Annotated in this window: 16 protein-coding genes and 1 tRNA gene; 12 read left to right on the top strand and 5 right to left on the bottom strand. The window is 64.9% G+C overall.

The annotated features are described in order from the left end of the window. Nucleotides 1-33: 33 nt before the first annotated feature. The 3 genes from lspA to IP93_RS08015 all read left to right on the top strand — a co-directional run bounded on the left by lspA (nucleotide 34) and on the right by IP93_RS08015 (nucleotide 1,624). On the top strand, nucleotides 34-552 hold the full coding sequence (gene lspA, locus IP93_RS08025; RefSeq protein WP_144814260.1) for a signal peptidase II: 519 nt from the start codon (nucleotides 34-36) through the stop codon (nucleotides 550-552). Between the two features lie 9 nt (nucleotides 553-561). Further along, on the top strand, nucleotides 562-1,512 hold the full coding sequence (gene ispH / locus IP93_RS08020) for a 4-hydroxy-3-methylbut-2-enyl diphosphate reductase (RefSeq protein ID WP_144814257.1): 951 nt from the start codon (nucleotides 562-564) through the stop codon (nucleotides 1,510-1,512). A gap of 36 nt (nucleotides 1,513-1,548) precedes the next feature. Further along, nucleotides 1,549-1,624 (top strand) — tRNA-Thr (locus IP93_RS08015). 84 nt (nucleotides 1,625-1,708) lie between these two features. Here IP93_RS08015 and IP93_RS08010 read toward each other — a convergent pair. Further along, entirely contained in the window at nucleotides 1,709-1,999 is a 291-nt protein-coding gene (locus IP93_RS08010) for a helix-turn-helix domain-containing protein (RefSeq protein WP_144814254.1), read from the bottom strand. 261 nt (nucleotides 2,000-2,260) lie between these two features. Here IP93_RS08010 and IP93_RS08005 point away from each other — a divergent pair, with 261 nt between their 5' ends. Beyond that, complete coding sequence (locus IP93_RS08005) at nucleotides 2,261-2,551, top strand: hypothetical protein (protein ID WP_144814252.1); 291 nt, start codon at nucleotides 2,261-2,263, stop codon at nucleotides 2,549-2,551. Nucleotides 2,552-2,605: 54 nt separating this feature from the next. Here IP93_RS08005 and IP93_RS08000 read toward each other — a convergent pair whose 3' ends face one another. After that, a complete protein-coding gene (locus IP93_RS08000) occupies nucleotides 2,606-3,436 on the bottom strand; it encodes a hypothetical protein (protein WP_144814250.1) in 831 nt (276 codons plus the stop codon). A gap of 568 nt (nucleotides 3,437-4,004) precedes the next feature. On the opposite strand from IP93_RS08000, the gene IP93_RS15775 reads away from it, so the two are divergent. The 5 genes from IP93_RS15775 (at nucleotide 4,005) to IP93_RS07980 (ending at nucleotide 8,057) form a co-directional block, all read left to right on the top strand. After that, a complete protein-coding gene (locus IP93_RS15775) occupies nucleotides 4,005-4,157 on the top strand; it encodes a hypothetical protein (protein WP_199747160.1) in 153 nt (50 codons plus the stop codon). A gap of 350 nt (nucleotides 4,158-4,507) precedes the next feature. Then, a complete protein-coding gene (locus IP93_RS07995; RefSeq protein WP_144814248.1) occupies nucleotides 4,508-4,804 on the top strand; it encodes a helix-turn-helix transcriptional regulator in 297 nt (98 codons plus the stop codon). 2 nt (nucleotides 4,805-4,806) lie between these two features. Beyond that, nucleotides 4,807-6,831, top strand: a complete 2,025-nt coding sequence (locus IP93_RS07990) for an AAA family ATPase (protein WP_144814247.1) — start codon at nucleotides 4,807-4,809, stop codon at nucleotides 6,829-6,831. A gap of 475 nt (nucleotides 6,832-7,306) precedes the next feature. Beyond that, nucleotides 7,307-7,819 (top strand): hypothetical protein, encoded by a 513-nt coding sequence (locus IP93_RS07985; protein ID WP_144814245.1) that lies wholly within the window; start codon nucleotides 7,307-7,309, stop codon nucleotides 7,817-7,819. Beyond that, nucleotides 7,812-8,057, top strand: a complete 246-nt coding sequence (locus IP93_RS07980; RefSeq protein WP_144814243.1) for a hypothetical protein — start codon at nucleotides 7,812-7,814, stop codon at nucleotides 8,055-8,057. Before IP93_RS07985 ends, IP93_RS07980 begins: the two co-directional genes overlap by 8 nt. A gap of 26 nt (nucleotides 8,058-8,083) precedes the next feature. Here IP93_RS07980 and IP93_RS15770 read toward each other — a convergent pair whose 3' ends face one another. After that, a complete protein-coding gene (locus IP93_RS15770) occupies nucleotides 8,084-8,374 on the bottom strand; it encodes a hypothetical protein (protein ID WP_199747158.1) in 291 nt (96 codons plus the stop codon). A 259-nt stretch (nucleotides 8,375-8,633) separates the two neighbouring features. On the opposite strand from IP93_RS15770, the gene IP93_RS07970 reads away from it, so the two are divergent. Further along, on the top strand, nucleotides 8,634-9,359 hold the full coding sequence (locus IP93_RS07970; RefSeq protein ID WP_144814241.1) for a hypothetical protein: 726 nt from the start codon (nucleotides 8,634-8,636) through the stop codon (nucleotides 9,357-9,359). Next, the gene (locus IP93_RS07965) at nucleotides 9,352-9,633 is read left to right on the top strand and encodes a hypothetical protein (protein WP_242006805.1); all 282 of its coding nucleotides are present in this window, start codon (nucleotides 9,352-9,354) and stop codon (nucleotides 9,631-9,633) included. The genes IP93_RS07970 and IP93_RS07965 overlap by 8 nt, the downstream gene beginning before the upstream one ends. A gap of 133 nt (nucleotides 9,634-9,766) precedes the next feature. Here the strand turns inward: IP93_RS07965 and IP93_RS07960 are convergent, their stop codons facing one another. Beyond that, the gene (locus IP93_RS07960; RefSeq protein WP_144814240.1) at nucleotides 9,767-10,708 is read right to left on the bottom strand and encodes a hypothetical protein; all 942 of its coding nucleotides are present in this window, start codon (nucleotides 10,706-10,708) and stop codon (nucleotides 9,767-9,769) included. A gap of 106 nt (nucleotides 10,709-10,814) precedes the next feature. On the opposite strand from IP93_RS07960, the gene IP93_RS07955 reads away from it, so the two are divergent. Further along, on the top strand, nucleotides 10,815-11,330 hold the full coding sequence (locus IP93_RS07955) for a hypothetical protein (protein ID WP_144814238.1): 516 nt from the start codon (nucleotides 10,815-10,817) through the stop codon (nucleotides 11,328-11,330). 62 nt (nucleotides 11,331-11,392) lie between these two features. Here the strand turns inward: IP93_RS07955 and IP93_RS07950 are convergent, their stop codons facing one another. Next, the gene (locus tag IP93_RS07950; protein ID WP_144814237.1) at nucleotides 11,393-12,613 is read right to left on the bottom strand and encodes an ISL3 family transposase; all 1,221 of its coding nucleotides are present in this window, start codon (nucleotides 12,611-12,613) and stop codon (nucleotides 11,393-11,395) included. Nucleotides 12,614-12,666: the final 53 nt, after the last annotated feature.

Raw genomic sequence — 12,666 nt, 5'->3', positions numbered from 1 at the left:
CCGCCACTTCCCCCGACCAACCGGAATGACCCCTTGACCGCTTCCCGTCCCAAGCCCAACGCCCTGGTGTGGCTCGCGCTGTCCGCGCTGGTCATCGTTCTGGACCAGGCCACCAAGGCCTGGGTGCTGGCCGACCTGCCGGAATACACCGCCATCCCGGTGATCGAAGGCTTCTGGAACTGGTATCGCACCTACAACACCGGCGCCGCGTTCAGCTTCCTGAGCGACGCGGGCGGCTGGCAGAAGTACTTCTTCACGGCGCTGGCCATCGGCATCAGCGGCATGCTGGGCTGGTGGCTGAGCCGCACCGCGCGCGGCGACTGGAAGTCGGCGCTGCCGTACTCGCTGGTGATCGGCGGGGCCATCGGCAACGTCATCGATCGCCTGGTGCACGGCCACGTGGTCGACTTCATCCAGTGGCATTACCAGGACCATTACTGGCCGGCGTTCAACGTGGCCGACATGGCGATTGTCGGCGGTGCCATCGGCATCGCCCTGTTCGGCCTGCTGGGCGGGCAGGGCGGCAAGACCGACCCGGGCCGCAGGGGGTAAAATCATCCCATGGATGTCCTGCTCGCCAATCCCCGCGGTTTCTGCGCCGGCGTCGACCGCGCCATCGAGATCGTCAAGCGTGCCATCGAGACGCTCGGCGCGCCGATCTACGTGCGCCACGAGGTGGTGCACAACCGCTTCGTGGTGGACGATCTCAAGCACCGCGGCGCGATCTTCATCGAGGAGCTGGACGAGGTGCCCGATGGCGCCACCGTCATCTTCAGCGCGCATGGCGTGTCCAAGGCGGTGCGCGCCGAGGCCGACCGCCGCGGCCTGAAGGTGTTCGACGCCACCTGCCCGCTGGTGACCAAGGTGCACCTGGAGGTCTCGCGCCACTGCCGCGCCGGCCGCGACGTGATCCTGATCGGTCACGAAGGCCATCCCGAGGTGGAAGGCACCATGGGCCAGTGGCAGCGCGAACAGGGCCGTGGCCAGATCTACCTGGTGGAAGACGTGGCCGACGTGCAGGCGCTGGTGGTCGACCAGCCGGAGAACATCGCCTTCACCACCCAGACCACGCTGTCGGTGGACGACACCAAGGCGGTGATCGAGGCGATGCGCGCCAAGTTCCCGGCGATTGTCGGGCCACGCCACGACGATATCTGCTACGCCACCCAGAACCGCCAGGATGCCGTGCGCGAGCTGGCCAAGACCTGCGACCTGGTGCTGGTGGTGGGCTCGGTCAACAGCTCCAACTCCAACCGCCTGCGCGAACTGGCCGAGCGCGAGGGCGTGGAGGCGCACCTGATCGACGGCGCGCCCGAGATCAATCCGGCTTGGGTGGAAGGCAAGCGCCACGTCGGCATCACCGCGGGCGCGTCGGCACCGGAGGTGCTGGTGCGCGGCGTCATCGAGCGCCTGCACGAGCTGGGCGCCAAGCAGGTGCGCGACCTGGACGGCGAGCCCGAGGACATGGTCTTCGCGCTGCCCAAGGAGCTGCGGCTGCAGCTGCTCGATTGACCCCCGCGGGGCCGATCCCTACAATTGCCGGTCTTCGCCGGAATAGCTCAGTTGGTAGAGCGGCGCATTCGTAATGCGTAGGTCGCAGGTTCGACTCCTGTTTCCGGCACCAGATATATATCAAGCACTTAGGCCGCCTTCGGGCGGCCTAAGTGTTTTTCAGGGATATGGTCGAACACGGTTCGAGCACGGATCGTCAGCGCCCGTGAGACTTTTTGCCTTTGCGCGATTTCGCCGATGAGGTGCTGCCGCGCCGCTCCAGGTAGTCCGTGAGCAGCCCGAGAGGCGGTACGCCGAGCGCCTCGGCAAACTCGACCAACTCCACAGCGTCGATGCGCCGCTCCCCACGCTCGCACTTGGACACGAACGTCTGGGTGTTGCCCAGCCGCTCGGCCAGATCAACCTGCGACACGCCAGCACGCTTGCGGGCCGCCTTCAGGACGGTCAGCAGTAGCTGGTAGTCGGGGTTGTGGGTCGATTGGGCCATCGCACGCTGACAGGCTGGTCAACGCACGCTAGAGTCCGTATTGGAGTAGTCCAAAAAGGACTACTTACTGACACTGGCTCAGGGGGAAGCATGAGGCGGATAGGGGTTCTTCTGGTCGTCCTGGTGGCGCTGGCCTGGATCGGGTCGAGGCTGGCGCCGCGTAGTGAGCCCGCTGTCGCCGCCGCACCTACAGCAGTGGCCGAGGCGCCGCGGAAGCAGGTCCAGCAGCCAGAGGCGTCGAGGTCCGAGCCGGAGCGGCCCATGTCAGCAGCGGAGAAGAAGGCACAGCAGGAGAGGTGGTTCGGCGCCGAGACCATCGTGGCGGCCGAGCGCGCGGTACGGGGCGAGCTTAAGGACCCGGACGCGGCGCAGTTCCAAGGCGTGCGCGCCAACTATACCGAGGAGTTCGGCGTGGTCGCCTGCGGCCGGGTCAACGCCAAGAACGAGTTCGGCGGATACACGGGATTCCGGCGCTTCGTGTCGGGTGGAAAGAGCGTAATCCTCGAGGGACGGGACAACATCGCCGACGCATGGTCCGGCGCATGTCTGTAGGCATCTTTTCCTTCGTGAAGTGTAAAAAGAAGGGCGCCAAGTGGCGCCCTTACCTCAATCACCTGACTGCACGCTCCTGCTGATCTTTCTTAGCTGAAGCTCCATCCAATCCTTCAGGTCCTCAAAACTGGTCTTGCTCAACTGAGCGGGCCATTGAAGAACCACTAGGCCCTCATCAAGCGAGAATGTGTCTTGGCGCACATTTGCCGCCGGAATAGGAACTGCAGGAGTCAGTGAGATCGCCGGCGTGCCGGGTTGAGACCCAAGTGGGCGTGCCGTAACACCAGCTGTCACGACTCCAGTCTGGGATGCTTCCCCTGGCTCTAGTTCCTCCTGCCTCTCCTCAAGAGAATCGGACTCGGGAGATGAGGCAGCGTATATGCCGGCAAAATCCGCGGTTGAGCGAAGCTCCTTGATGAAGTCCTCGACGCTATTCTCATTGAACTTCTTGTCGATGAGCAGGTAGTGCCGCAGGTTGGGATCTGACGGAAGAGACTCGCTCCACTTCGTGAACAGCTCAGAGTGGATCTTGGGCATGAAAGCGGCGCGCTGAAGGGCTTCGCGGCGCTCCAAAGACCCAGGGCGCTCATCGAGAAGAATCCGTAGCGCCAAGTCGGTCAGCTTGACCTGGCGCTGGTCGCCACTCCCCTTATCCTCCATAAGGCCAAAGGCCAACAGGGCGGCCAGAACCAGCCTGCCGCCGCTACTTTGGGGAGAGTAACCCCAGTGCTTGGCAGCGACCGCCACGTTGGCAGGGAGGCGTTTTTCATGCTGGTAGAAGGTGCGCGCCCGTTCGATCGCAGCCTTCAGGTCAATGGAAGGGAATGACGGGCTGCGGTGGACCGGGCCGCGCTTCCCCTTGCTGCTCGCATCGGTGTCGTTCATGGCCGATCTCCTTATGTGGGACGGAGCCAGTCTAGCATCGATTCTTTCATTTGTCAGATTTCCAGTCTCCTTAAGTCTTGATCGGCCGGAGGACTGGTGGTATCGTACGCCCCAAGTTGGGTGACAGAGCTCTTTTGGGCGCGAGAGCGGCCAAAGAAAAACCCCGGCGCCAACCCTCCTGCCAGAGGGGTGACCCGGGGTTCATATGGCGAAGGTGAACGAGGGCGACCCCGCCACCTACGACTGTCTTGTGAGGACAACTCGACATTCTACCGTCGAGGGTCGTGGGCAACAACTGCCCTCCAATTCTCAAATTGGAGGTGCGCCTATGGGCAGGCTTTCCGAGGTGAGGTCCGTCTTCGTGCGGGCATACACGCGATTCCGGTTCGGCCGGACTGAGCACGTGTGCCAGCACTGGCGGTCGCATCCCGGTCAGTTGAACTTGTTCGACTGATGCGGGGCAGGGCGTGGGGCATTCGTGCCCCACGTCATCTCCGGCCAGCCCAATGAAGCAGCGTTTCAGATGTGCAGATTGACCATTAGCCCATAACTCACGAGGTAGCCCGCAATGAGCAAGAACGAAAAGTCGTCCAAGGAGCTGTCCAGCCTGGCTGGCAAGGTTCTCCAGCAGAAGTCCTCCACCACGGCCGCGAAGAAGCTGGCCGGGTCCGTTCTGACGCAGGCTCCCGATAGGAAGCCCACTGGTGGCAAGAAGAAGTAATGTTGCCGGTGGATGCGCCCCACGCATGGGGCGCATCCACAACTCCCCGGACGGCCCAGGTCGCGTCCGGGGCAGCGCGGCCTGATACCGAGCACTCCGGGCCGAACCGGACGACACGGGCTCACTGGGGAGCCCAGACAAAGTGTTGGTATAAGCGCGAGAAGACCTCGGGCATTATTTGACTCGTCGGCGCCACCAGTCGCCGATGCCAGGCTTTCGGTGGCCTACATGAGCCGAGACCCGCCCCGCCGACTGAGGGGAGCAAACGGGCCCATCTCTGCGACGCACAGCAGGCAGTCCCCGCACGGCATGTCGCCGCGTGGGGATCGCACCTGCACGGAGTCCAGAAGATGGCCTACGAACCCAAGAAGTTCTCTCCCGCGGAGCTTGCCGAGCTCCACGCACTCCCCGACGACTCGCTGCTGACGGCCCAAGAGGCAGCGGCCTTCCTGCGCCTGCGGTACGGCACCTTGGCGTGGTACCGCTGCCAGGGCGGCGGCCCGGCGTTCACCCGCGTCGGGCCGAAGCTGATCCGCTACAGGATGGGCGACCTGCGCGACTACGCGAGGGGCCAGCCGATGGGCGAAGGCGTCCGGCGCGCCGCTACCGCGATGCTGGCGGCCCGTTCCGCCAACGCGGAGGGCTGACCATGGCCGAAAACGAGAACGCCCACGGCGTGCGAGACCGTGGGCGCAAGGGTACAACCAACCGGGAGACGGAGCCTGCCAGAGCTCACGGGGTCAATGATGCCGAGCCGCGCCCCGCCGATACGCCATCGTTTGAGGCAGCGGCCGACTACCGCCGCGTTCGCCTCGACCTGATCCCCCTACGCCGCCGCGACAAGATGCCCGCCGACAGGCGCTGGCAGGAACGGGTCTACGAGCAGGGCGAGGTACTGGAGCGCGCGCGGCGCGATGGCCTAAACCTGGGTGTGCGACTGCCCGCAGACGTGGTCGTCGTGGACGTGGACCCGCGCAACTTCCCCGCGGGGCGCGACAGCCTGGCCGAGTTGGCGGCCGCCTTCGACCTGCCGCTCGCGTCGGCGCCACACGTCCTGACCGGCAATCTGTCCCATCCCGGCCACCACTTCTACTTCCGCAAGCCTGCGGGCGCAGTGCTACTGGACAGCGTAGAGGGCTTCGAGGGCGTCGAGTTCAAGTCGCTCGGTCGCCAGGTTGTCGCGCCCGGCTCGGTGCACCCGAGCGGCGGCACCTACAGGTGGGCGCCCGACTCGCCCCCGCTGCCCGACATGCCAGAGCTGCCCGCGCCGCTAATCGAAGCCGCGCGCAGGCCGGAGAGGAAGAGCGTGACGGGCGCAGGTGAGATCACCGCCGAGCAGCTCGCCGCGTCGCTGGAGCACCTAGACCCGACGGACTTCCGCGAGCACGACGCGTGGCGCGAGCTAATGATGGCATGCCACCACGCCACCGACGGCGCGGGCCGTCAGGAGTTCATCGACTGGTCCACCTCCGACCCGAAGTTCTCGGACCACGAGTGGATCGTCGGTCGCCGCTGGGATTCGCTGCACACCGACCGCGACGCCGCAGTGACCATCGCGACGCTGCGCAGGCGCCTGAGCGAGGTCGGGGCCGACATCGCGCAGCCCGACGCGGCAGAGGACTTCGACGTGTGGGACGAGGTCGAGCCGGGCGAGGAGCGCCGCCGCTGGAACTTCCTTTCGCTGGACGAAGTGGAGTCACTGCCGCCGCCGAGGTGGCTGGTGCCCGGTGTGCTGACCGAGGGCAGCCTCGCCGCCATCTACGGCGCGCCCGAGTCGGGCAAGTCGTTCCTCGCCGTGGACATGTCGATGGCGATCGCGGGCGGCGTGAACTGGCACGGACGGCAGGTCGAGCGCGGCGGCGTCCTGTACATCGCCGCGGAGGGCGCGCCCGGCCTGGGCAAGCGCTTCCGCGCCTGGAAGGTGGACAGGTGCGCCCAGGGCCGCAGGTTCGACCTGCACCTCATGCGCGACGACCTGAACCTCGCGGCCGAGAAGGACGGCGGTGTGCGCGCGTTTGTCCAAGCCGTGACCGACGAGCTGGGGCCGCTGAGCCTGATCGTCATAGATACCCTCAACCAGACGGCAGCGGGGGCCGACGAGAACTCGGCGAAGGACATGGGGCGCTATATCGCGAGCATGAAGCTCCTGCGCAACGCCACAGGCGCCGCGGTGGTCGTGGTGCACCACTCGGGCAAGGACCTGGGAAAAGGCATGCGCGGCAGCTCGGCGCTACTTGGCGCGATGGACACCACGGTCGAGGTGGAGCGCGCGACCGATGGGCGCTCGATCAAGGTCGAGGTGAAGAAGCAGAAGGACGCGGAGCGGGGGTCTCCGATGCGCTTCAACATGGAGAAGGTCGGCGACTCCCTGGTGCTGCGCCCCACCGTGATGGAGGTTATGGAGGGTGAGTTCGCCGGGGGCATGGATCCAATCCTGGAGCTGGCTCGCCAGGAGGCGAACGAGCGCGGCGGCAGCATCCCGCTGAAGGAGCTGGCAGCGATCGTCTGCGAGCGGGACAGCGTCTCGGACAAGACGGCGAGGCGCAAGATCGAGCAGGCCGTGCCCGACGGACGCAGCAACGCCAGGGCGACGATCGACGGTTTCATGGTGTGGCTTGAGCCGATGGACGCGCGCAACCCGAGGCTCGGAATCCTGGTCAGGACGGAGGGGTGAACGCGCGTTTTCGATTGTCACGGGGCGCGACTTTCGGAGCTCGATTGTCGCGCCCCGCGACAATCAGATTGTCGCCGAAAGTCAGTTTCGATCGTCAGCGCGACAATCTAAGCACGGCAAGGACTTAGGTCACTTTCGACCACCCGATTGTCAAAGCGAAAGTCACTAGCGGATTCGATTGTCACGGCGTTCGTCAGTCTATAGACGACGAACGTGACAATCAGGCCGACAATCGAAAACCGAACCCATCTACATCATCGAAAGCGCGTGGGCGGATGCGCCCAACCGTGCGTGCCGTGTCCTTCGCGCGCGAGGCGAACAGGCAAAGCGATCCCACCGACGCGCGCCATCTAATCGAGCATCAGATGGCCGACGCCATCCAAGCCGTTGATCCGACTGATTGAACGATGGCGTGCCTGCGCGCGTAAGCACGACACCATCACAACGTATGCCACTTTTTCATGGAGACGGCGACGTGCAGTCCATCCCGAACACCTTCACGCCCGAGCGGCGCGAGCTGTTCTTCCAGGTGCTGGAGGACACATGCTCGCCCAAGCAGGCCGCGGCCGCGGCTGGCATCAGCCGGCAGACCGCCTTCTACCACAAGGCAAACGACATCGAGTTCCGCACCCGGTGGGAGAAGGCGGTCGAGGTAGCCCTCGACTCGCTCCTGGACGAGGCCTACAGGCGCGCGGCAATCGGCTATGAGGAGCCCGTGATCCACCAGGGACGCCTCGCCACCACCGCAGACCCTAAGACCGGCGAGGAGAGGCCGCTCACGGTGCGCAAGCACAGCGACCGCCTCCTGGAGGTCCTCCTGAAGTTCCGCTACGGCGAGCAGATGGCGGACAGGCTGCGCGTAAAGGTCGAGGACACGGGCTTGTCGGCCGACGCCCTGCTGGCGATGCCCGCCGACGAGCGCACCCAGCTCGTGGCGCTGCTCTCCAAGTACAACGCGGCGCGGCCGCAGGAGGAAGACGATGAGTGAGAAGCTGACTGTCGCCGAGGCGCTCGCCAAGGCCGAGCAGATCGAGGTGATGCTGGGCGCGATCCAATCGACTGCGCCAGACACGGTCGCGGCGATGGGTGGGCGCGACACCTTGGCCCGGCGCAGCGAGATGACCTGCCTCGGCCCGGTGCCGCGGCTGGACGTTGCGGAGTGGGAGCGCATGTCACTGGAGTACGAGGACAGGCGCGAGCATGGCAGCGTCAACCGCGGGCACTAACTCCTGCGGTTGAGCCAAATTGAGCCTTAGGCTCTCGCTTTCTTGGGTGCGGCGACCTTGGCAGCCTTCTTGGCGCCCTTCTTCGCCGCCTTTTTCTCAACCTTCTTCGCTGCGACGTCGTCGAAGAACGCGAGAAGCTCCTTCCAATTCACCTGGATGCCGTTGCCGGACTTGGTCTTGCCCTTGCACCACTCGACCTTGCCCCGACCTAGGCGCAAGTCACCCAGGAACGTTTCGTCGTTGTCGTACACGTCAAACGTGACGCCGTTATTGCCAAGCTCCATGTTGACGCTCAGATCCTTGATTTTGACCTTCATTCCATCGCCCCCTGTGATTGTTCAGGAAGGCTAACACGGTGTTCGAGGGCGGGGCGAGCCCAAGCCCATGAACCGCAAGCCGCAGCGAAGGAGGCAGCTCCGAGGGAAACACGTCCGGAGAACGATGGCATTCGCGCCCAGCGCACCCCGACACATTGCAGGCATCCGGTCAGCGCATTGGCGCGCAGACCACCCCACGGCTGGGGATGCGCTCGTGACAGGCGACCGGAGGACCACAACCCACCGGAGCACACGAGCAATGAAGATCGAACTCAGCGACACCCCCCTCCTCAGCACCCAGCAGATCGGCGAGCTGGCCTCGACCCTGGACCTGCTGCACAAGCGCACCCTCGCCGCGATCGAGCGGCTGAACAAGGACATCGCGGCCCGCAAGCAGCAGATCGCCGCGCGCTGGAAGAATGCCCCCGGCATCGGCATGGCCGACGTGGCGCGCTTCGCCGAGCACGAGACTCTCGCCAGCGTCCGCGAGATCAAGGACAACTCCAAGGCCGAGCTGGACAAGATCATGAAGGAGGCCGGCGCGCCGCACGCGCAACTGGTCGGCCAGCGCCAGTTCTACGACTCCCCGGCGAAGGTCCTGGCCCGCGCGGCCCTGGGCGACCCGAAGCGCACCGAGTACCTCCAGCAGCTCCAGCACGCCGGCCCCGCCGAGCTCGGCCACATGGCCCAATTCGCCGTTGGCACGCGCAACGTGGCCCTGGCCTCCGCCGTGCTGTCCCTTATCGACCGCCTGCCCACCAAGGACCGCCCGGTCGGCCCGGCCGAGCTGGCGACCGCGATGCGGCAGGACGACTTCCTGAAGGTGCGGGAGTACATCAAGCTTGGCGACGCGCGCCTCCAGGGCATCCTTGTCGCCATCCGCGCCTGGAACTCCGGCAAGTCGAATCCCCTCGGCTCGCTCCAGCTCGCCATGCGCGAGCAGGACATCGACCACGACCTGATCGGGGACTACGGCGATGACTGACCGACTCGCCCACTACCCGCCGAGCCACCCGGCGATGCTGGCACTAGCCGCCCTGGTCGCGGCGATCCAGCACAGGTGCGATCCGTTCCCCGAACTGGAGGCCGCCGCCGCTCGCAACGACGTGGCCGTCGGCTCCGAGGAGTTCGACGAGGCCGCAGCCCTGGCCGGGCAGCCCTACTGCCGCGCGCTGGACCTGTACGTCGACCGCGAGACCAAGCGCAGGGCGGATGCACTGGGGTCGGGGATGGCGCACTTGGCCTTCCTCCCTGCCTGACCCGAGCAAACCCGGCCGGGTTGGTTAGGTGCGCAGAGGGCAACGGGTGGCCCGGCCGTGTTTCGGAGGGGATGTCTTCACGGCATCCCCTTCTTTTTCATGCGCTTGCGGACCCTCGCGCGCCTACAGCAAGTTAGGGTGCTGTTGCGAACCCGCCGTCACCCAAGTGCGCGACTGCGACTCTGCTATCCGAGATCGTCTCGTCGTACCGCTCCACGAACTTGGCGAACTTGCCTCGGTCATCGTTGTAGCTCTCGATCCAGCGAGCCTGGGCCTGAGCGAAAGCGTGCACGAGCCCGAGGAAGTCAAAGTAGTAGACGCCTCCAACATCGCGCGGGATTTCCGGGGAATCTCCAACCCGGAAAGATATTCGGCGGACTTGGCCCTTCAGCACACTTGAGGAATTGAGGTTCGTCATGTGAAGTATGCCGTTGCGTAGTCCCCAGAGCTCTGCGGCCGTTATGCCCAGCGGTGCTAGATCGCAATAAGCCTCCATCCATTTCACGAAGGCTCCCCGGTCGTCTCCGTACTCGATGTACGCCAAGCTGTCGATGCAGCAGACAAGAAGTTTCATCGCAGATACATATAGGCCTGCGTTGAAGGTCAACTTGATCGCCAAGAAGTAGTCATCGTGGATGAGCTGGGAGAAGTTGATTCCATCGTCACTGGCGTACTTTCGCAGCCAATCCACCATGACGCCGGGTTCCCCCAACTTCTCTGAAGCCTCGTTCACATCCAGATCCCCGTGCTCGGAGCTGTAATTGAAGTGGGTCTTCCCGTCTAGAACAGGCGTCGACACGAAAAGTGGGGCCGCGCCAGCACCCGTTTGCACAAACAACTCATCGTAAAGATGGTGGCCCTCTCCAATTCGACACCTCGCGTTGTACTCGGACCTTGTGAATGGTCTTGAGAGTGGAACCTTTTGGGCAAGGGCGAGGTCCGCGTCGACTCGCTGCCGTAAGAAGTCGATCCTTTCCTGGTCTGAGCCTTCGTGTAGGTGGGTGGCATAGCCCGCCACGGAGCATAGGTCCTTGGCGTCAAAGAAGAGAAAGACGTTGTATATCTGCTCAGCCATAAGGGCACCGGATCGTCGTCCAAAGGTCCGTAAAGGGGGGGGGGCTCCCGAACCCAGCGTATCGCGACCTAATGCCTATGTGTCCACCCACATGTAGGAGAGCGCCATGAAGCTGGAAGAGATGCCCACAAAGGAACTGCTCGCGCTGCACAACCGCATCGCCGACAAGCCCGCAGGACCCAAGACCTTTGCGACGCGGGCAAAGCTTGTTGCGCGGATCGAGCAGATCGCGGCCGAAAAGAACAACGACCTGAGCGCCCCCGGGCAGCCGAAGAAGCCGAAGGCGGCCGCGAAGCGCGCAGAGCCGAAGGCCGAGGTCACCGAGGCGTCCGAAGCCGCCGAGAAGAAGCCGCGCGGACTTGGCGTCGGGGCGCTTGCCCGCGCGATCCTGGTGGACCCTGCGGGCCACCCGCACGCGCTCATCGCGGAGATGGTCAACGCGCAGATCGAGGGCGCCGCCGCCACCGCAAAGTCGGTGCGCTGGTACGCCAACGACATGCGCAAGAAGGGCGTCGAGGTACCGCCCCGTCAGAAGCACCACCCGGCCGATATGGATGAGGAGCAATCGGCCGAAGCCCTGCGCACCGTGCGGGTGGTCGAGCCCGCGCCGTCCGACGACTGACGCCGTTCTCCTGCCGTGTATGAAAAAGGGCCACCGTCACGGTGGCCCTTTCTTTTGGTTCTTCACCCAAGTCCGGGGAAGGCGGCCCGTATCTTCAGGAAGAAGTAGGCGTCATCGCGGTAGCCGTAGGCCATGCGCTTGATGACCTTGATCTTGTTGTTGATGCCTTCGACCAGGTTGGTACCCAACGGCCAGCGGCAATGGGCCAGGATGCCGGGCAAGTAGGGTTCCAGGCGTCGGACGAACACCTTCAACGGTTCCAATCCGCTGCGCAGGGCCCTGCGTTTCCAGCTCGTCCAGAACTTCCGTGCCCACGCCTCGCTGCGGTATCGCCACAGCTGTTTCAGGTCGTCCTTCAGCAGGTACACGGTCAGCAGGGCGCGGTTCGCCGCCAGCAGCTCGTCCAGCTTCACCATCTGGTCGGGGGGCACGTTCTCGCGGTTGCGCAGCAGCAGCCAACGTGACGTCTTCACCACCCGGCGGGCCGGTTTGTCGTCCCTCAGACGGTTGGCCTCGTCCACCCGCACCCGGTCGATGACCTCGCGGCCGTACTTGGCCACGACGTGGAACAGGTCGTAGACCACCTCGGCGTTGGGGCAATGCTGCTTCACCTCCAGGTCGTAGGCGGTGTTCATGTCCATCGCCACGGCGCGCAGCCGTTGGCAGCCTTCCGGACCCAACAGTTCAAAGAACGGCCGCACCTCCGCGCGGGAACGGCCACGGCCGACCCACAGCACCCGTTTGCGCTCGGGCTCGACCACCACCGTCGCATAGCAATGGCCCTTCTGGATCGCGAACTCATCCATGGCGATCACGGAGACGCCACTCAGCTCGACCGGCCCAAGCGTCCGCTCCAGGTGCCGGAAGTCGATCTGCTTCACCGTCTTCCAGTTCAGGCCGAACCAGCGCGCCGCGTGCAGGATCGAGGCCACCGTGCACAGTCGCGCCACATTCTCGGCCAGCCGCCGGGTCACGCGTGCATGCGGGTCCAGCCAGTCCAAGCGCTCCAGGCGGGGTCCGCAGCTCGTACACGCCAGCCGCAGCCGCGGCACCCACAGCTCCACCGAATCGTTGAAAACCGGCAGATCACGGATCCGACGTACGCTGCGGTCATGGATCGTGGCCGCCGACTCGCCACAGCCCGAGCAATGGCGCACCACGCCGTCCAGCGGAGCCAGTTCCACGACCAGCCAACGCTGCTGGCCACGCTGCTCATGCCGCCATCGCGACACCCCATCCCCCCCCCAGCCACCCAGCTGGGCCATACAATCCTCTTCGGCCACGGCCGACCCCAGTTTGTAGTCTCGACAACCACAAATTAGCCGGGTCGGCCGTG

Origin of the sequence: Aerolutibacter ruishenii, from assembly GCF_007830115.1 — a bacterium.
Classification (GTDB): domain Bacteria; phylum Pseudomonadota; class Gammaproteobacteria; order Xanthomonadales; family Xanthomonadaceae; genus Aerolutibacter; species Aerolutibacter ruishenii.
Note: the sequence above shows the minus strand (reverse complement) of the source record. Positions and strands in the feature narration are given on the sequence as shown.